Raw genomic sequence first — 19,812 nt, forward strand, 5'->3', positions numbered from 1 at the left:
ATTCTAACCAGCTGAACTACCAGACCGTTTACCTTCTCTCTTGAAGGTGTGCAAATATAGCGTTTATTTCTTTATTTGCTAATATTATTTAAAAAAAACTAGTCTACGGCTCCGTCTTTCATCTTTTCTGCATTCTCAGCGAACTGTAATGCGTCGATAATCGGCTGAATATCACCGTCCAAAATAGCTGGTAAATTGTATGTTGTCATTCCAATACGGTGCTCTGTAAATCTTCCCTGAGGGTAGTTATAAGTACGAATTTTTGCAGAACGGTCACCGGTTGAGACTAAAGTTTTTCTTTTTGCTGCAATATCGCCGTTCTTTTTGTTCAATTCGATCTCGTAAAGTTTAGTACGAAGCATTTCCATTGCCAATTCACGGTTCGCTAATTGAGAACGTTCTACTTGACATACCACTACAATACCAGAAGGTTTGTGAGTCAACTGTACTTTTGTTTCTACCTTATTGACGTTCTGACCACCGGCACCACCTGAACGTGACGTATGCATCTCAACATCTCCTGGGTTGATGTCAACATCCACTTCTTCAGCTTCTGGAAGAACAGCAACAGATGCCGCAGAAGTATGGACACGACCTTGCGTTTCTGTATCAGGAACACGTTGTACTCGGTGTACACCTGATTCATATTTCAATTGTCCGTAAGTATCTTCTCCGATTACTTTCAAGATTACCTCTTTGTAACCACCAGAAGTTCCTTCCGTTACATCCATAACCTCAACTCTCCAGCCTTTGGTCTCAAAGAAACGGGTATACATACGGTATAAATCACCTGCAAATAATGCCGCTTCATCACCACCAGTACCACCACGAATCTCTAAAATTGCATTTTTATCATCTTCCGGATCTTTCGGAATCAGCATCATGCGGATTTCATCTTCCTTCTCTTCTTTTGCAACTAATAATTCATCAAGTTCTTCTTTCGCCATATCGCGAAGTTCTTGATCTTTCTCATTGCTGATAATATCTTTATTGGTATCGATATTGCTTACCATATTTCTGTAAATATGGTACTGATCTACGATTTTGCCTAAATCTTTGTATTCTTTATTTAATTTAGCAAAACGCTTCATATCTTTGATGGTCTCTGGATTGCTTAATTCAGCCTCCACTTCTTCCCATCTTTCTTTTATCGCCTGTAATTTTTCTAACATAATTCACATTATTCAAACCCTGCGACATGCGCAAGAGCTTTTAAGCTTACAAAAGTAAAGAAATTTTGTCGATTTAATAATAGTTCTATTGCTTAATGTGAAGAAACTGCCTTCAAGCCTACAATAGATGCGATAAGAGTGAAAATGAAGAATATGCGCCAAAAATCTGCAGGTTCTTTAAAGAAGAAGATTCCGATTAAAACTGTTCCTACGGCACCAATTCCTGTCCAAACTGCATACGCAGTACCGAGCGGTAATGTTTGCGTTGCTTTGATTAGTAAACCCATGCTTAAAAACAGGGAAAGGACAAATCCGAAATACCAAAGATACATGGCAGAACCTTCGCTTTGTTTTGCCTTTCCTAAGCAGGTGGTAAACCCAATTTCAAATAACCCACCTAAAATTAATAATATCCAATTCATAGCCTTTTTTTTGCAAAGATGGATACAATTAGCGTAATTATTTTTTACTAATGTTAAAAAATTACCGAATGTTGGCGCGGATACGGCTTAGGGTGACTTGGGAAATTCCTAAATAGGAGGCAATGTAACCTAATTTGATACGGTTGATATAAGTGGGGTATTTGTCTAGCAGATCCATATATCTACTTTGTGCAGTATTGAAAAGTTTGGACATCGCTCTCTGTTCAATTTTAATAAATTCGTACTCTGCAATTTTTCTCCCTAAGTTAGCAATGCGAATATTTTCTTCATACAACCTGAAAAGGGCGGGAGAGTTTATTTTAAATAAAGTAGCATCTTCTACAATAGCAATGTTTTCATATCCAGGCTCATTTCGGGCGTAGGTATTGATCGACATCAGCATACAGCCTGCATCATTAAAATCAAGTGTGATTTCTCTATTAGGAACTTCATAATAGACGCGTGCTAATCCTGATGATAGTATGTAGATATCATGTTGCAGTTTGTCCTGTTGTATAATGATGGTATTCCGAGGGATGTGGACTTCGGTCGTAATAGCTTCTATAGCCTCAATGTCATCTGCTTCTAAGGGGTAGTAACTCAAAAGGCAATCGCGTAAACTTTTTTTTATTTTGACCATTTTTCAAGTTTTAGTTTATGACCATCCCAGACTGCATAGGTCTGGTAATTCATCCATTCACCTAAGTTTATCACTCGGCTCTGATCCGAAAGTTTGATGTCATAAGGTAAATGACGATGTCCGAAAATGTAGAAATCATGGTGCTGCTTGGCTTCCATTTCTTTTGCATAACCAATGAGCCATTCCTGATCTTCACCTAAAAAATGCTCATCTTCATGATTAGCAAGTCGACTGTGTTTTGACCAGCGTGTGGCAATGCCGATTCCTAAATTTGGGTGCAATCTTGCAAATAGCCATTGACAGGTCTTACTTCGGAAGAATTTTTTTAAGATTTTATATTTACGATCTCCCGCACCTAAGCCATCACCATGATGGAGATAAAAAGATTTTTGATCTCGGTTTATGAGTAGTTCGTCATCGACAATAGTTGCTTGCAGTTCGTTTTTAAAATAATCGAACATCCACATGTCATGATTTCCTTTAAAGATGGTTAATTTGACTCCCTTATCCACCAATTCTGCCAGTTTTCCTAGAAAACGAATATATCCTTTTGGTACAACGGTACTGTATTCAAACCAAAAGTCAAAAATATCACCAACTAAATATAATTCAGCAACATCATCTTTAATATGATCAAGCCAAGATATAATTAGACGTTCCCTTTCTTTGGATTTACTTTGTGGATAAGATCCCAAATGAAAATCCGAAGCGAAATAGATATTTTTTCCTGTTGACATGTGGTCAAAACTACCTAAATCACTTCGGATTTCAAACTTCGATAAATTTGTTTTTTACAATTCTAATTTTTAATGGAAATAACATCCATTAATTACCATCAGCGTTTTTCTTTAAGCTGTTTGATGAATGGTGCTAAATATGCTTTTGCTTCGGAATCCAATGATTCAATTGATTTATCCAATTTTGAAGGAGCGATTTTTTTATGGCCAGCAATGATGCACTTAATACAGCATAGGATTGTTCTTTTAGACCTTTTTCAATAATAGGCAAGTATTTATGATTACCGCTATTTCCTAATGCGACCAATGCTGAAGCTCTTACTTTCGTTTTGGGATCCTGTTGCGCCATGGAGATAATTTTTGCTTCAACACTATTTTTAACGGATGGGTCTGTTAAATCCAATCCTTGAATTGCAGCAGCTCTAAGATCTTCTTCTTTGTCGTTTAATGCTTCTATTAACAATTTTGTTGTTTCCGTATTTTTATTCTGTAAGGCATATCCAATTGCTTTAATACGGTTATAATAGGTCGGTACATTTTGATATTGATACGTATAGTCGGACATTGTTTTATTATCGATAACCTCACCAACCAATATTTTAGCAGGATCAAAATCGATAAAATCAGGTTTTTGTTCAAAAGGAAAACTAAATTCCTGTGCTCGCTGATTAATAAGAATACTTTTAGTCTCTTTTCCATTTGCCGTATAAAAATCGATGCTTAAAGGTAAAGTGAACGTTTGTACGCTGACATCCTGCATCTGCTTAATGGCTAATTTCTGCGCTCCGTTTTCATAACTATATTGGATATTTAAAATAGGATGACCGCCTTGATAATACCATTGATTGAAATATGGACTCCAATCTTTACCTGTTATTTCTTCCATAGCAAGTCGAAGCTGGTGCGTTTCTCCTGTTTTATGGGCATTGTCTGTTAAATATTTTTGTAACGATTTATAGAAAGCAGCATCTCCCATCTGATTTTTTAATGCATAGAGAATTACCGATCCTTTTGAATAGGAAATATTATCAAACATATCTTCTTTATCGTTATAATGAAAGCGTGCTAAGGTAGGGCTTATTCCATTTTTGGTCGATCTTAAATAACTTGCAGTTTTTCAAACCGAGATTTATCTTCTTTATCTTGTCCGCCATCGTGACCGCGCCATATCACCTCTCCGAATGTAGCAAAAGATTCATTCATGGTCAGATTTGACCATGATTCGGCTGTTACTAAATCACCGAACCATTGATGAAATAGCTCATGGGCAATAGTTCCTTCCTCATTATCATCTAGTAATTCCCGTGTTGTCTTTTGTACCGGTTCACCATGTAAAGTTGCGGTTGTATTTTCCATAGCTCCCGATACATAGTCTCGCGCAACTACTTGGGCATATTTATTCCAGGGATATTCTACGCCTAAAATTTGACTGTAGTAAGCCATCATTGCTGGTGTTTTACCGAATATATCTTTCGCATATGGAGCGTATTTTGGTTCAAGGTAATAATCCACCGGAATGGATTTGTAGTGATCATTTGTTATTTTGAAATCACCAACGGCCATCATAAATAAGTATGGAGCATGAGCTTGGGTCATTTTCCAAGTATCTGTTCGGGTACCATCCGTATTTTTAAGCTGTGCTGTTAACGCTCCATTAGAAAGGGTTGTATAATGGTCCTGCACCGTAATGGAGATTTCAGAAGTAGTTTTTTGATTTGGTTTATCTATGGTAGGAAACCAGGCCGAAGAGGCCTCCGTTTCACCCTGTGTCCATATCTGGATCGGTTTATTTGGAACTTTTCCATCCGGGTTGATAAAATACAATCCTTTTGCATCGGAAATTGCCGCACTGCCTTTGGCTTTTAATTCATCTGGTTTAGAGGTGTAGGCTATATAAATGGTGTATTTCTCGGTCCCTTGAAATGGTTTTCCCAAGTTAATGAATAGCGATTCGCCATCATAATCATATTTGAGCGGTGTTTTTTGATTACCTTCTTGTAGTGCAATCTCTTTTATGTCCATCCCTTTGGCATCTAAGCGTAAAGAGTCGGTCGGATAGAAGTGAGGTTTTAGCGTCAACCATTCTTCTCCATATAGGTAGCGTTTTCCGTAATCAAATTTTACATTCAGTTTAGTATGGACCAAATCATTGATTTTAGTCTCTGTGACCCGGTATTGATTGATCGGTAACGCTTGATTAGGTTGTGCTATTACTGTTGTTAAGCTGGCAGCAGTTAGTACACTTAGCGTTAAAAATATTTTATGAATCATTGGATGTTAATTTATACTTAGGCAATTTGCGATATTTTCTGTAGTAAACGAATTTTGTTGAAAAAATGTTTGCCTAATCTAATTATTTAAGCGGCGCTGAAACACGTTATAATTTATTAAATTTGTTTATAACCTCATTTGAAAATAACATGAATAAAAAACTGAGTTTAATTTTAACAGTAATAGCTATGTCGTCCGTACATCTTGGAAACGCACAAGAATTGAAATATCCAGAAACAAAAAAAGGTCAGGTAGTTGATCAGTTCTTTGGCGAATCAGTTCCAGATCCTTACCGTTGGTTGGAAAATGACTTAGCAGCGGATACAAAATCTTGGGTTGTTGCGCAAAATAAAGTGACGTATGATTATTTAGCTCAGATTCCATATCGCGATCAGCTGAAACAACAATTGACAGATATTTGGAATTATGAGAAAGTTGGAACTCCTTTTATAGAGGGTGCTTATACTTATTTTTATAAAATGATGGTTTGCAGCAACACGCCGTTCTATATAGAAAATCAAATAAAGGTGGAAAGGAAGAGGTCTTTTTAGATCCAAATACATTTTCTAAAGATGGATCAACTTCTTTGTCAGATGTAAGTTTTTCAAAAGACGGTAGTTTGATGGCTTATTCTATTTCAGAAGGAGGCTCGGATTGGAGAAAAGTAATTATTTTGAATACTGCTGATAAAAAACAAATTGGTGAGACGTTAATTGATATCAAATTCTCAGGCATTGCATGGAAGGGGAATACTGGATTTTATTACTCCAGCTATGATAAACCGAAAGGCTCAGAATTATCGGAGAAAACAGATCAGCATAAAGTTTATTTTCATCAACTAGGTACCGCACAGGCAAAAGATAAAATGATTTTCGGTGGAGCTGCTGTTCAACGCCGTTATATCGGTGCCAACTTAACGGATGATGAGCGGTTTTTAATCATTTCTGCCGCAAATACAACGACCGGCAATGAATTGTATGTACAGGATTTATCTAAGCCTGGAAGTAAGATCATCAACATCTTAAGTGGATTTGACAGTAACACAAGTATCATTGATAATGATGGCGATACTTTTTATGTGCAAACAAATTTAAATGCACCAAATAATAAATTGGTGAAGATGAACATTCGTCAACCTGAATCGAAGAACTGGATTGATGTTATTCCTCAAACGGAAAATGTCCTTAAAGTTTCGACTGGTGGTGGTTATTTATTTGCCAATTATCTTAAAGATGCCATTTCAGTTATTGAACAATACGATTATACAGGTAAAAAAATTCGTGAGATCAAATTACCGGGTGTAGGAACTGCTGCAGGTTTTTCGGGTAAGAAAAAGGAAAAAACAATCTATTACGGTTTTTCCAATTACATCACCCCATCTACAAGTTTTACATTTAATGTAGACAATGGACAATCTGAGGTTTATATTAAACCTAAAGTGAAGTTTAATTCTGATGAGTTTGAATCTAAACAGGTTTTCTACACATCAAAAGATGGAACAAAAGTTCCAATGATCATCACGCACAAAAAGGGATTGAAGCTGGATGGTAAAAATCCGACTATTGTTTATGGTTATGGTGGTTTTAATATCAGTTTGACTCCTGGTTTTAGTGTATCTACAGCCAATTGGATTCAAAATGGCGGCGTATATGCTGTCGCAAACTTACGAGGTGGCGGCGAATATGGCCAAAAATGGCATGATGGTGGCCGTCAGTTTAATAAGCTGAATGTGTTTAACGATTTTATTGCCGCAGCAAAGTATTTACAGAGCAATGGCTATACTTCTCCTGATTATACTGCACTATCTGGAGGTTCAAATGGAGGATTGCTCGTTGGGGCAACCATTACGTTAGATCCAACTATTGCAAAAGTAGCTTTACCAGCAGTAGGCGTGCTGGATATGTTACGTTACCATACATTTACAGCTGGAGCAGGTTGGGGATATGATTATGGTACTGCTAATGACAGCAAAGAGATGTTTGATTATCTGAAGGGATATTCACCTGTACATAATGTTAAAGAAGGTGTTTGTTATCCTGCGACATTGGTTACCACCGGAGATCATGATGACCGTGTAGTGCCGGCACATTCTTATAAGTTTGTTTCAGAATTACAGGCAAAACAGAAGTGTGATCGTCCTGTTCTTATTCGGATTGAAACAAAAGCGGGTCATGGGGCAGGTCGTTCGACAGAAGTGGTGATTAATGAAACAGCTGATAAATATGCTTTTACCCTGTGGAATATGGGAATTAAAGCACTAAAATAAATATCATTTCAAAGTAAATCCACTCCCGACAAGAGTGGATTTTTTATTAAAAGAGCTACTTTTACTTAAAACAAACTAAGATGAGTACAAAAGCATATGCAGCCTTTTCGGAGGCCGAAGATTTAAAACCACATCATATTCAACGCCGGGATTTGCAGGATAAGGATGTTTTTATTGATATTGAATATTGTGGTGTTTGCCATAGTGACATTCATACAGCAAGAGCAGAATGGGGACAGCCACATTACCCCGTAGTTCCTGGCCATGAAATTATTGGGCGTGTGTTGGCCGTAGGGCCAAATGTGACAAAATATAAGGTCGGTGACCTTGTTGGTGTAGGCTGTATGGTCGAATCATGCAAGCACTGTAATCCTTGTGATGAAGGGTTGGAGCAGTACTGCGAAAGTGGGATGATCGGCACTTATAACAGTGCTAAATCTAAACATGGTGGTATTACTTATGGTGGCTACTCGGAGAATATCGTTGTAGAAGAAGATTTTGTTCTGAGTATCCCGACAACAATTGATGTGAAAGCAGCTGCTCCTCTATTGTGTGCCGGTATTACAACATGGTCGCCTTTGCGTCACTGGAATGTGAAAAAAGGTGATAAAGTTGGTGTTATTGGCCTTGGAGGATTAGGGCATATGGGTGTTAAATTTGCGAAAGCGATGGGTGCACATGTTGTCATGATTACAACTTCTCCAGAAAAGGGTGAAGATGCAAAGAAATTAGGTGCTGATGAAGTTTTGATTTCTAAAGATGCGTCACAATTGCAGGCGCATACGAATACTTTTGACTTTTTATTGAATACGATTCCAGTAGGTCACGATGTTAATCCATATTTAAGTCTTTTAAAATTGGATAAAACAATGTGTATTGTGGGAGCTGTAGAGCCATTACCAGGAGTTCATGGTGGTTTGCTGATCGGTAAGCGTAGACACTTAGCGGGATCGTTGATCGGTGGTATCAAAGAGACGCAGGAAATGTTAGATTTCTGTGGTGAACACCAGATCGTTTCAGATGTTGAGGTTATCAATATTCAAGATATCAATAATGCATACGAACGTATGATTAAATCAGACGTGAAGTACCGTTTTGTAATCGATATGAAATCATTGAAAAACAGTTAATAATTTCTGCGGTATCGAAAAGGGTTGAAAATAAATAATTTTCAACCCTTTTTCTATTTAATAATTATGTTCAAGAGTATTATAAATTCCAGGTTGGGATATCACTTTTCATTTTAGCTAGTGTATCCTGATAGTTATCTTGTTCGCCTTCTGTCGCCAGAGATAATGCTTCTTCTTGCCATTTTATAGCATTTATCTTATCTCCTTTTTTATACAATAAATTGGCATAAGTGTCTAAATATGCACTTTTTACATCTTGTTCTACAGCTCTTTTGCTCCATTTTAAAGCTGCTTCTAAACATGCCGCATCGGTACTGTTTTCAAAAATTTCCCAAGCATAACTATTCAATTGATTTGAATTTAGATCTTCAGATGTTAAATAGCTGTCAACAATATTTGTTAAAGAAGACCAATTACGCGATTGTACATAATACTGTGCCTTCATCAATTTGAAGATTGGATCAAATTGATGTTAGCGTATTTGCCGGATATTTCGGTTTTTAAAGCTTCCCAATCAGGTTCTGTATTGAAATCAATTTTAGTTCCTAATACTTCATTGATGGCCACAGTGGCAAGTACACGATTTGCCGCGCCATTTTTTTCTAATAAAGCATCAATTTTTTCAGGATTATCCCGTAGTAGCTCGAAAGCTTTAGATCGGGATGTGTGTGTGTTTGCCACGAGATAGGCTGCACATTCTTTCGTTAAATTTTCAGGTTTGGTATGGGAGATAATGATATCTTCAGCTTGTGTCACAGTAGCTTCATCATAAGCTGTGTTCGCAGCTCTAACCATACGGTGCGCTAATGATAAATCTGTTGGATTCTCGTTAAACGCTTTTAACAAGGCATAATACTGTGTTTCAGGTTTTAAAGCATCTTTACTCCGCTCAATAAATTCATCAGCATCGCCACCTCCGACCATACGGTGCACAAGTTCACCTTGAGGATTGAAAATTAAGAAGGTAGGATATGCGGCAATTTTGTAGTCTTTACCGAACCGCTCGGCTTCTTCATACCATGCTTTCACTTCTTCACTGTCCTTGTCCGTTTTATCCATTTGGATTTTGGTATTAACAAATTTAGAATTGAAGAAATCTCCCACTTTGTTTGTGAAAATACACTAGCACTCATGTATTTACAAGGACCACACCAGGTAGTAAACAAATCCACAAAGATAAATTTGTTTTCTTTTTTTGCTTTTTCTTTAATTTGGCTCCAGTTCAATCCGTGCTCAAATGTTATTCCTTTTTCTTGACCTATAACGGCAAAGGGTAAAATAAGGAGGAATAATAATATCTTTTTCATAACCAGTCTCTAAGAAGTTGCTCACTTAATCATTTCTTGAAATTAAAGTTATGTAATAAAATTGTAAAAAAAATAGGTTACAGAAATTTATTTCTGTAACCTATTTGTAGAATGGTGCTTTTTATAGGCCTAGATCTTCATTTTGGACTTTAAACCTTTTTGAATTCCATCTTTATGAACTAAAAGTGATGTTGTTTTGTAACGAACAAACTCTTTTGTTACATACAAGTAACCTTTATAATCGTTTGTCACACCCCAAGAGTTTTTAACGATATAATACTCTTTGCCTGTTTGATCTTTGGCTAATCCAACGATGTGCATACCATGATCATCAGTTGTTTGGTAGTTGTCGAAAGCAGTCTGTCTTTGTTCAGCTGTAATTTTAGCCTCAGGTTTTGGTCCAACAAACATTTCTTGTTGTTCCTGTGGGGTCATTTGCTCGAATGGTTTTGCAGGGACATAAGCAACACCATTTTTCCAGCTAAAGCTTTTTTCAGAAACATCTGTTGCCCAAGCTACTGTATAACCATTATTCAATGCATTGTCAATGATATCAGTCAGGTCATTGATTTGAACATTATAAAAATTATCAAATGACCAGTTATCAGGAATCAATAATACAAATTTATTGTAGTAAGGTTGATCTGTAACAGAGGCAATACCGACATATTCATCAGGGTTGATACCAATTACTTGATCAGCAAATGTACGAGGTGTATAGCTTTTACCTTTGTATTGGAAGCTTTTAGGGACCTCACCTAGGTACGAATCCATTGCTGCAGTGTATGCTTTTTCCCAGTTTGGAGTTAACGTCTTGCTTTTTACAAAAGTAGCTAACATGGCATCCAACATATTGGTCATTTCACCAAAGTTGTTTTTATCAGATCCATAGTGTAGGCCTGTGTACTCTGTTTGTGGCAAAGCACCATAGTGGCGGAACGCATTTAAAACATCATGAAATTGTCCACCTTCGCCTAAAGATAATCCACCGTGTAAACGCACGTAGTTTTTTGCTTTTCCTAAATAAGTATTACGAGCAGAGAAAATCTGTGAAATTTCTACAGGTTCTTTTCCCATACGAATCATTTCAGACTCTAGGAATGAATTCCCAGAATATGACCAGCAAGTACCGGAAGAACCTTGGTTTTTGATCGAAGTATTTTTTAGATTAATGATTTCGGTAAAAGTAAAGCCAGCCTTACTGTTATCATTTTGATTTGTTTTTAAGGCATTGATTAAATTATCCTGAGCCTGTACTACTTGTAATGAAGCTGCAAATAGTGATGCTGCCAATACGAGTGATTTATTCCAATTCATTTTTTAAAAGTTAATGATTTTATGATGCTAAATTAAAAATAAATTCATTTACCATCATGACATTCTTACAATTTGATTGTAATAAAATTGTGCTTAACAAAAAACGGGGCTTTTAAAGCCCCGTTTTTTATTAATTTTCTATTTTGAGATCTGGTTTTTTAGGAAATACCAATGACGCGACGACACTGATCACCAAAATACTGACGATAATAATCAATGAATGTGATGTTGAAAAACCAATTTGTACCAACCAGTGATGCAGTAACATTTTTAATCCGATGAAAATTAGTAAAAATGCTAATCCTACCTTCAGGTAATGGAATTTGTGAATGATATTAACCAATAAGAAGAACATAGAGCGCAATCCTAATACCGCGAAGATATTTGAGAAAAATACGACGTATGCATCTTTTGTTACCGAGAAGATCGCTGGAATAGAATCTACAGCAAAAATTAAATCGGTAAATTCAATTACCAACAGAACCAAGAATAAAGGTGTCATATATTTGACACCATTTTCAATATGGAAAAAGTGACCACCATCTAATTTAGGCGTCACCTTAAAATATTTAGATGCAAATTTTACCACAGGATGGTTTTGTGGATCTACTTCTTCCTCTTGATTTCTATTTAAGAACATCTTAATACCGGTAATCAATAAGAATCCACCGAAGATGTATAAGATCCACCCGAATTTTGTAATCAATGCTGCTCCTAAGAAGATGAATATGAAACGCATTAATACAGCTCCAATTACGCCCCATACCAATACTTTATGGTAGTAACGCTCTGGAATACCAAAAGATGAAAATAAGAGCACCATAACGAAGATATTATCGACAGATAGGGCATATTCTACTACATAGCCTGTTATAAATTCTAGGGCTAGGTTGTTATTGTATAACGCAATACTCCCTTCCAGATCTCCAGGTATGATTTTAACGTCATGCAGATGAGCTTTGATGACTTGTTGCAGATGATCTAGATCTTGAATGTTGTGTAATTCATGGCCATAGTGACGTAAAACCCAGTAGAAGCCTAATGCTAATAATACCCAGATTATACTCATGATGGCGGCACTTTTTAGGGATACAGTTTTGTCTCCTTTTGAAAACACTCCTAAATCGATCGCTAACATTAAAATAATGAAGATTAAAAATCCTCCAAAAAACATGATCTCGTGACTCATTTTCTATTTTTTTCTTTCAGTTGTAAATTTGACAAGTTGTAATAATCCTGTTTTATATTCATTATCAGGAAATTCATCTAATATTTTAAAAGCATCTTTTTGGTAATCCAACATTTTTTCTGTTGCATATTCCAATCCACCACTTTGTCTTACAAACTCGATGACTTCTGCTACTTTTTTATTGTCATCACTATGGTTTTTTACCAGATTGATGATTCTTCTTTTTTCTGATTTGTCCGCTTGACTCAATGCATATATCAGTGGTAGAGTCATTTTTTTCTCTTTGATATCATTACCGAGTGGCTTGCCCACATCGTCGATTCCAAAATCAAATAAATCATCTTTTATTTGAAAGGCTATACCTATTTTTTCGCCAAATGCATGTAGTTTCTGAACGGTCGTCGCATCGGCACCAGATGATGATGCTCCACAAGCACAACAGGAAGCAATCAATGAAGCTGTCTTCTGACGGATGACTTCAAAATAGATTGATTCTTCGATATCTAGTTTTCGTGCTTTTTCAATCTGTAATAATTCACCTTCACTCATTTGTTCAACGGCCTCTGAAACAATTTTCAGTAAGTCGTATTCATGATGCTTTACTGAAAGAAGCAATCCTTTGGAAAGTAAAAAATCACCGACTAGAACGGATACTTTATTTTTCCAGAGTGCGTTCACAGAAAAGAAACCTCTTCGTTCATTTGCATTGTCTACAACATCATCATGAACCAATGACGCTGTATGAAGCAACTCAACTAAGGAAGCGCCACGATAGGTGGATTCTTTTATACCGTTGCACAGACCTGCCGAAAAGAAAACAAACATTGGACGCATCTGTTTTCCTTTGGTTTTCACAATATATCCTGTAATACGATCTAATAGAGGGATTGAACTTTTCATTGAAGCTTTAAATTCAGTTTCAAAAGTTGCCAATTCCTTGAGGATGGGACGTTGTATTTCTTTTAATTTCAGCATGCAAGATGGTTAAAAACCACTATAATCTCCTTAAATGTCTATAAATATAAGCAATAGATTATAATGAATCTACCGCATTCTCTAATTTTTGGTACCATTCGTCACCATATTCCCGAATCAACGGATCTTTTAGAAACTTGTATACAGGAACCTGTAGTTCTTTTCCAAAAGTACATGCATCTTTGCAGATGTGCCATCTGTCGTAATGAAGCACATCAAATTCAGGATAAGTTGTCGTACGAATAGGGTATAGGTGACAGGAAATGGGCTTTTTCCAGTTGATATCTCCAAGCTCATATGCTTTCTCAATGGCACATTTTGTGATACCATTTTCCCAGGTAACATATGCACATTCTTTATTACCATCGACACATGGGGTTGTTAAATCTCCGTCCATATCAATGACATGTGTGCCTTGATCTTCTATGGCTTCTATACCCTTAGCTGTCATGTAAGGTTTTACTTTTGGATATATCTCCGCAAGTATGGCCAGCTCATTTTGTTTTAATGGAGCGCCGGAATCTCCTTCTATACAGCAAATGCCTTTGCATTTGGAAAGATTGCATACGAAATCATTGTTAATCAAATCTTCGTGCACTAATACATTTCCTACTTCTATCATGATATTTTTTATTTTGAATAACTCGCACGTTGTCCGAGTTTATGTTTCAAGCCTTCGGCTTTTAAGAGTTCTAATGTGACAGAACCAATTAAAATGTCTACGTTAGCTTTTACAGGGATACGATTCCCATCATTGGTTACCCAAAGATATAACTTACTGTTTTTCTTGAAAATTCTTCCTGGCTTTATTTCAGGACTGAATTTAAGACATTCTAACGATCCTAAATCTGTTTTTATGGTTTCTACACCAATATATTTAATTCCTAATGTGGCGATCTCGTCGTTTAAAAAATAAGTCAATTTAAATGACTCTCCTGGCTTGACAGACGAAAGGTCTAAATTGCGCGCAAAATAGTATGCTGATAGTAAATCAAATGTTTGAGATACTACACTTTTGAAGTCTCCTTTATTTCCGCTTACTGATCTTGTCTTTTGATCGAAAGTAACCTTATCATTCCGTCTGTAGCCTCCTTCTCTGATGTTTTCAGTATAATAATAAGGCAGGTAAGTCTTACCATCTATATAGGAGTTGTATTCGTTCTTAACTGTATATAAAGCAAATGCTCCGGCAGTTTTCCCAGTTGCATATAACCGGAATGCCGGTGCCCCGCTACCTGATTTAGTATCTGTTACCGTCAATAGGCCAGTTGCCGCAGATAGAAAACCATACTTTAATTTGTACTCTAATTTTTCTCCGCCTTTAAAAGCGGCTTCTTTCAAATGAGGAAGTTCTTGAGCAAATATCTGACCGCAGAAACTGAGCACTAAGAGTATTAACGAGACTAGCTTTTTCATATACGTAAGAATACAAAAATATTTTGAAATTACGAATACCGCTATTTACGTTTAAATACAGGAACGGTAGAACAAGGTTCTCCATACATGATACTTTTCGCAACTTTTGCCAAGGCAGTAGAGAACTGAACGAAAGCCGATTCCGGAATTTTGATATCTCCACATCCTTTTACAACAACGCGTTGATCAGTATATTCAGACATATCAATTTCGGCTATAGTTTGGGCGTATAGAATACGTTCGAGTTCAGCAAGATCTCCAAATACAACAGTCTTTGCAAACGGCTCTAATTTGGTCGCTAACAGCATATATGCCCATGTCTGGACAATAGCATCAGTCGAACATGTAATTGCGACATGTTTGCCTGCATAAGCTGACCAGTCATGTGTTTTTATAAAATCTCTAAAGTCTTTCTCTTTTAAGATCAGGCCATGAAATAGATTGTCTTTAATATCATATTCAACAAGTTCACCTGATGGCTTGAACTTCGCAAGATCTACAGTGATAATACCACTCTGAGCAACTTTATTTACAATGTCGGTTTGAATATCCATATCAAATAATAAAAAAGCCGGACGATATACTCGTCCGGCTACAAAGTTAATTAAAATTATCTTAAAAGAATTTCACGCGATTGTCAGTGATTTCTGATTTATCTTGTAAAGCTTTGAAAATTGAAGCCCAAGAACGTTGAAGTTTTCCTGCTAAAATTTGTTTTTTCTGAGCATTTAAATCAGGAATCGCAGCTGGGTTAACAAAGCCATTCACTTGAACAGCATATACACCTTGTGCACCTTCAATTGCTTTAGATGGTTTGTTCGGTTGTAAACCAAATACAGTACCTACCACTTTGTTTTCTAAAGAAACTCCAGGGATAACTGGATTTGCCAATACGATATTTTCAACCGCTACTGGAGTTTTACCTAATTTCTGTCCTACCTGATCAAGAGAACCAGCACCGCTTAAAGCAGCATTCATTTTCTCTGTCAATAGTTTTGCTTTAACTGCGTTTTTTACAGCAGGCTCAATATCTTTTTTCACAGTTGCTAAAGGCAGGATACCTTTAGGTTGTACATCAACAAGACGTGCTAATATATACGATTGTTCTGTTTCAAATACACGATCAGAAATATCATCTTTTTTAGCTTCGAATGCCCATTTGATCAATTCTCTTGGAGCTTCATTGCCGTCCAATGTATTGTCCATTGCTAAAACACGAGTTGCAGTAGTTGCTTTCAATCCTAATTTTTGAGCTTCTTGAGCAAAGTTTTGTGCTGTAGCTGCAGTTAAGAAAGCATTTGCTTTGCTATGTGCCGTGTTTAGTGTTTCTTTACCACTGATTATCGCTTTATCTACGATCGCAGCTTTAACATATTTTGCAGAGCCAATTTGATTCTCGATTTTGATGATATGTACACCAAATTGTGATTCCACAACTTTAATATCACCTGTTTTTCCGTTGAATACAGCGTTATCAAAAACAGGAACCATTTGTCCACGAGGGAATGTACCAAGTTCACCACCATTTACTTTACTACCTTGGTCAGTACTGAATTGGACAGCTAGTGAAGAGAAGCTTTCTCCTTTCGCTAATAAACCTTTGATTGAGTCTGCTTTTGCTAATGCTTTCTGAACACCACCTTCAGCAGTTGCGTTCAATAAAATGTGACTAGCTTTTACGGAGTCAGGTCCAACAGTCGTTTGTGCTACTTTAGCAATCTCAAATAGACCGTTAGATTCGTAAGGACCTACAATAGTTCCAGCAGGAACATTGAAAAGTACTGAATCCAATGCTGGGCTTAATTGACCTTTTTTAACAAAAGTATAAGGGTATTTATTGTCTGAGTTGATCGATGCAAATAAAGAATCGTTTGTTGAAGCTGCTAGTTCAGTTTTCAATCTATTGATAGTCTCTTTTGCATAATCGATATCTTTTGCAGTAGGACGTGCATCTACAACAACATACTCGATAGAGCGAGTTTCTTCTTGATTTTTAAATGAGTTTTTATGCTCATCGTAATATGCTTGATAGTCAGCATCCGTGATTTTGATTTCACTATCCTTAACGCCAGCATAATCCAATAATACATATTTGAAATTTGCTAATTTATTGCGTTGTTGATATTCATCATTAGCTTCTAACGAAGTAACATAAACACTATTGTTTAATAAACTTGTGTATTTATTGTTCAAACGTTCTTCCTTTACAGCTGCTAATAACATTTCCCACTGTTGTGCTGCCTGAGGATTACCCGCGGTGTTTAATTGTGAAATGAATGTTAACAATTGGTTACGATTAAATTGACCTGTCTGTGGATCAGTAAAAGCTTGAACGATTTGATTAGAAGGACGATTACCAGTTACTAAATCATTTAATTCATTCTTACCAACCTCTAAGCCGATTTTTTCAATCTCGCTTTTTAGGATTTCTTTTTGCAACAATTGATTCCATACCTGTTGTACAGCATATGATTTCATTTGAGGAGTCAAGTTACCACCCATTTGTTGCTTAAACATTTCTGCTGTTTGATCAACTTGTTGGTTGAATTCTTGGAAATCGATTTTCTCTCCATTTATTTCTGCTACGCGATTTTGGTTTTTAGCCCAAAACGGAGTTCCAGATTTGACAACATCTCCTAATAAAAATGCTAGAATTGCCACAGCCATAGCTCCAGTTAAAATGAAACCAGCTCGGTTGCGCAAAAAGCTCATTAATCCCATAGTCTGTTTATTGTGTTTATTATTGTTTAAATACTTAAAATACCATTATTTAGGAAATAGTATGCCTAAATGCGGTGCAAGATACAATTTTTATAAAAAAAAGAGTAATTATTTCTGATTAAGGGAAACTTATTTCATCCAAATTTGTTTTGAGCAAATTTTATTGACCAAATGAAGGGAACATACTATTGTCTTTTACGAGCATGACACCTGTTGAATTTTGGATATTTATTTTTTTAAAATCCTTATCAGAAGTAAAGGAAGATCCTTGTAGGTTACCTCTATTATCTTTGAAATAGGCCGTTATAGACATATTATTATAGAAAGATTCTTTGCCTTCATCGTAGATGATTTCATCTGTTTTAATGATTGACCCGTCTGCCATCGTTACGACAACGTTCTTTTTGAATGTTGTTGTTTTTGCCGCTTCATGCTGAATCGCATAATCCGAGATAATACGTTGTGTTTCTTTAACATCTTTATCATAGAATATGATCTGGATACCTTTAGGAAATTCATACACTTGCGTACTATCATGTTTAATGCGCATTTCAGGAGCAGTCATCCGTGCTTTTACGATCGTTGAATCGCTATAGATGACGTCGACGTGACGAGAGATATCAACGGCTTCTTCTTTTTTAAGATTAGCGATCCGATCTACTTCTTTTAAATCGGGTTCACAAGCCGTAAAGAAGATTGCCCCTACTGCAATGAGGAGCAGTAGAGGCAATGTATAATGCTTTTTTGAGGCAATTGTATGTGTTGCCATATCAGTCTCTTGATTAATCAATGGAGTTTCTTCTAAACCAACGGTCATTTAAAGTAAAACCAACATTCAAGTTGACGTATCTCTCTCTGATCAAGCTATTGTTCATGGTTCCCATTTGTCCCAGTTCTGCAGAGATATTGATTTTGGAAAATGCACCACTGTAAGGATTTCTTGCTAATGGAAGGCCAACACCAAAGGTAATAGCCATATCATTGATATCCTGTTTGTTGATAAAGTATTGCGTTCTGTTATAACGGAAGCCGATACGGTAATCCATTAAGCTTGTGTATTTAAATGAAGTTGGATCTGGTGTGATTTGTCCACCGATTGCAAATCCATAATTTGTTTTTAAGTTTTCTTCGTTTTTTCTTACCTGAAATTTCGACCAGTCTGCATATTTGAATTCTGCCCCTACTAACCAACGGTTTGTTCTGGCAAAAGTAATACCTACATTATGTTTTAATGGAAGGTTTAAATCTCTTCTTGTTCGCTCAGTTTGACTCACTGTATCCAAAGCGATGTTTGTGTCATCACTATTGTTTGAGGGTAGCGTACGCGTCACAAATGATGTTGTGCGGTCATGGATCGCATTATTCAATGATCCCGAATAACCAACTGTTATAGAATATTCTTTATTGATCGTTTTGTAATACTGCGCTCCGTAGTCAAAGCTTACGCCTTGGATTTCACGTTTATCTTGTTGTTGTACGTTCAGACCGTAGTTAAAGGGTAATTCAAGTCGGCTAAAATCATTTAACGTACCAAATAGGTAAGAAATATTAGCTCCGACACTGAAATTCTTCGTGATATTAACACCGTATCCGAAATAAGCTTTTGTTAACCCACCTTCTCCGGTAAATGTTTTTCTGTAATTAACGGTGTCTATTTTTTGTGTACTGTTTGAGTTGTAACCTAAATCTGAGTATGGTAAAAGACCGATACTGATACCGCCCGCTTTTTTCATTGGGAAGGTCATTGTGATATGACTGAAAGCAAAATCTGCCGTATTATCTGACTTATTTTTCGAACTCAATTGGGTGAAATTTCCATATAGACCGGCATCAAAAGTACTGAATTGGGCAGCAGAGTAAGAAGCTGGATTACTAGGATTCGTATTATAAACTGAACCGAAGTAACGGACACCCGTGGATAAGCCACCCATCGCACGATGTTGAGGTAGTAGATCTTCACGCATTTGACCTAAGCCAAATTGTGAATAAGGTGATGCAGACGTCGACTTCTGCGCAAATGCTGCTGACGAGCTGTATAATAAGCCTAAAGTCAATAACACTTGAGGTACTTTACTTGTAATGGAGCTTAAAAAGCGTTTCTGCATGATTATAGATTAAAGTTGCGAAACTTTTATTTTATATAAATAATATATTAAAGTTTTGTGTTTCAAAGATTCTAAAAATATGCGAAAAGATCGGTATAACGGGTTAAAAATCTGTTCAAATTTATATTTTAAGATGATCCTATC

19 protein-coding genes and 1 pseudogene are annotated in these 19,812 nt (G+C 36.4%); 2 read left to right on the top strand and 18 right to left on the bottom strand.

Annotation, left to right across the window (positions count from 1 at the left end):
* Positions 1-98 precede the first annotated feature (98 nt).
* From prfA to L950_RS35190, 6 genes are all read right to left on the bottom strand, one after another.
* Positions 99-1,172 (bottom strand): peptide chain release factor 1, encoded by a 1,074-nt coding sequence (gene prfA / locus L950_RS08825; RefSeq protein WP_021189300.1) that lies wholly within the window; start codon positions 1,170-1,172, stop codon positions 99-101.
* A 92-nt stretch (positions 1,173-1,264) separates the two neighbouring features.
* Positions 1,265-1,594, bottom strand: a complete 330-nt coding sequence (locus tag L950_RS08830) for a DMT family transporter (protein WP_021189301.1) — start codon at positions 1,592-1,594, stop codon at positions 1,265-1,267.
* Between the two features lie 61 nt (positions 1,595-1,655).
* On the bottom strand, positions 1,656-2,234 hold the full coding sequence (locus L950_RS08835) for a Crp/Fnr family transcriptional regulator (protein WP_021189302.1): 579 nt from the start codon (positions 2,232-2,234) through the stop codon (positions 1,656-1,658).
* Positions 2,222-2,971 carry a UDP-2,3-diacylglucosamine diphosphatase gene (locus L950_RS08840; RefSeq protein ID WP_021189303.1) on the bottom strand — a complete coding sequence of 250 codons (750 nt, stop codon included), beginning with the start codon at positions 2,969-2,971 and terminating at the stop codon, positions 2,222-2,224. The genes L950_RS08835 and L950_RS08840 overlap by 13 nt, the downstream gene beginning before the upstream one ends.
* 133 nt (positions 2,972-3,104) lie before the next feature.
* Positions 3,105-4,007 carry a HEAT repeat domain-containing protein gene (locus L950_RS35185; protein ID WP_052764368.1) on the bottom strand — a complete coding sequence of 301 codons (903 nt, stop codon included), beginning with the start codon at positions 4,005-4,007 and terminating at the stop codon, positions 3,105-3,107.
* 62 nt (positions 4,008-4,069) lie between these two features.
* A complete protein-coding gene (locus tag L950_RS35190) occupies positions 4,070-5,242 on the bottom strand; it encodes a M1 family metallopeptidase (RefSeq protein WP_052764369.1) in 1,173 nt (390 codons plus the stop codon).
* A gap of 149 nt (positions 5,243-5,391) precedes the next feature.
* On the opposite strand from L950_RS35190, the pseudogene L950_RS08850 reads away from it, so the two are divergent.
* Positions 5,392-7,508, top strand: a pseudogene (locus L950_RS08850) (prolyl oligopeptidase family serine peptidase).
* 80 nt (positions 7,509-7,588) lie between these two features.
* Positions 7,589-8,638: an NAD(P)-dependent alcohol dehydrogenase gene (locus L950_RS08855; RefSeq protein ID WP_021189305.1), complete on the top strand. Its 1,050-nt coding sequence runs from the start codon at positions 7,589-7,591 to the stop codon at positions 8,636-8,638.
* Positions 8,639-8,717: 79 nt separating this feature from the next.
* Here L950_RS08855 and L950_RS08860 read toward each other — a convergent pair whose 3' ends face one another.
* The 12 genes from L950_RS08860 to L950_RS08910 all read right to left on the bottom strand — a co-directional run bounded on the left by L950_RS08860 (position 8,718) and on the right by L950_RS08910 (position 19,668).
* Positions 8,718-9,083 (bottom strand): hypothetical protein, encoded by a 366-nt coding sequence (locus L950_RS08860; RefSeq protein WP_031287856.1) that lies wholly within the window; start codon positions 9,081-9,083, stop codon positions 8,718-8,720.
* Entirely contained in the window at positions 9,083-9,697 is a 615-nt protein-coding gene (locus L950_RS26250; RefSeq protein WP_052764370.1) for a TlpA family protein disulfide reductase, read from the bottom strand. The genes L950_RS08860 and L950_RS26250 overlap by 1 nt, the downstream gene beginning before the upstream one ends.
* Positions 9,664-9,945, bottom strand: a complete 282-nt coding sequence (locus L950_RS37205) for a thioredoxin domain-containing protein (RefSeq protein ID WP_052764371.1) — start codon at positions 9,943-9,945, stop codon at positions 9,664-9,666. Before L950_RS37205 ends, L950_RS26250 begins: the two co-directional genes overlap by 34 nt.
* Positions 9,946-10,074: 129 nt before the next feature.
* Positions 10,075-11,262 (bottom strand): aminopeptidase C, encoded by a 1,188-nt coding sequence (locus L950_RS08870; RefSeq protein ID WP_021189306.1) that lies wholly within the window; start codon positions 11,260-11,262, stop codon positions 10,075-10,077.
* 130 nt (positions 11,263-11,392) lie between these two features.
* Positions 11,393-12,451, bottom strand: coding sequence for a TerC/Alx family metal homeostasis membrane protein (locus L950_RS08875; protein WP_021189307.1), 1,059 nt, complete (start codon positions 12,449-12,451; stop codon positions 11,393-11,395).
* 3 nt (positions 12,452-12,454) lie between these two features.
* Positions 12,455-13,426 (bottom strand): polyprenyl synthetase family protein, encoded by a 972-nt coding sequence (locus L950_RS08880; RefSeq protein WP_021189308.1) that lies wholly within the window; start codon positions 13,424-13,426, stop codon positions 12,455-12,457.
* 58 nt (positions 13,427-13,484) lie between these two features.
* Positions 13,485-14,048 (bottom strand): DUF3109 family protein, encoded by a 564-nt coding sequence (locus tag L950_RS08885; protein ID WP_021189309.1) that lies wholly within the window; start codon positions 14,046-14,048, stop codon positions 13,485-13,487.
* 8 nt (positions 14,049-14,056) lie between these two features.
* On the bottom strand, positions 14,057-14,842 hold the full coding sequence (locus tag L950_RS08890) for a DUF3108 domain-containing protein (RefSeq protein ID WP_021189310.1): 786 nt from the start codon (positions 14,840-14,842) through the stop codon (positions 14,057-14,059).
* 41 nt (positions 14,843-14,883) lie between these two features.
* Positions 14,884-15,396, bottom strand: coding sequence for a DUF2480 family protein (locus L950_RS08895; protein WP_021189311.1), 513 nt, complete (start codon positions 15,394-15,396; stop codon positions 14,884-14,886).
* Positions 15,397-15,457: 61 nt separating this feature from the next.
* Entirely contained in the window at positions 15,458-17,563 is a 2,106-nt protein-coding gene (locus tag L950_RS08900) for a SurA N-terminal domain-containing protein (protein ID WP_021189312.1), read from the bottom strand.
* A 160-nt stretch (positions 17,564-17,723) separates the two neighbouring features.
* On the bottom strand, positions 17,724-18,380 hold the full coding sequence (lptC, locus tag L950_RS08905) for an LPS export ABC transporter periplasmic protein LptC (RefSeq protein WP_021189313.1): 657 nt from the start codon (positions 18,378-18,380) through the stop codon (positions 17,724-17,726).
* Positions 18,346-19,668, bottom strand: a complete 1,323-nt coding sequence (locus L950_RS08910) for a hypothetical protein (RefSeq protein WP_021189314.1) — start codon at positions 19,666-19,668, stop codon at positions 18,346-18,348. Before L950_RS08910 ends, lptC begins: the two co-directional genes overlap by 35 nt.
* Positions 19,669-19,812 lie beyond the last annotated feature (144 nt).

It is taken from the genome of Sphingobacterium sp. IITKGP-BTPF85 (genome assembly GCF_001006065.1).
GTDB classification, from domain to species: Bacteria; Bacteroidota; Bacteroidia; order Sphingobacteriales; family Sphingobacteriaceae; genus Sphingobacterium; species Sphingobacterium anhuiense.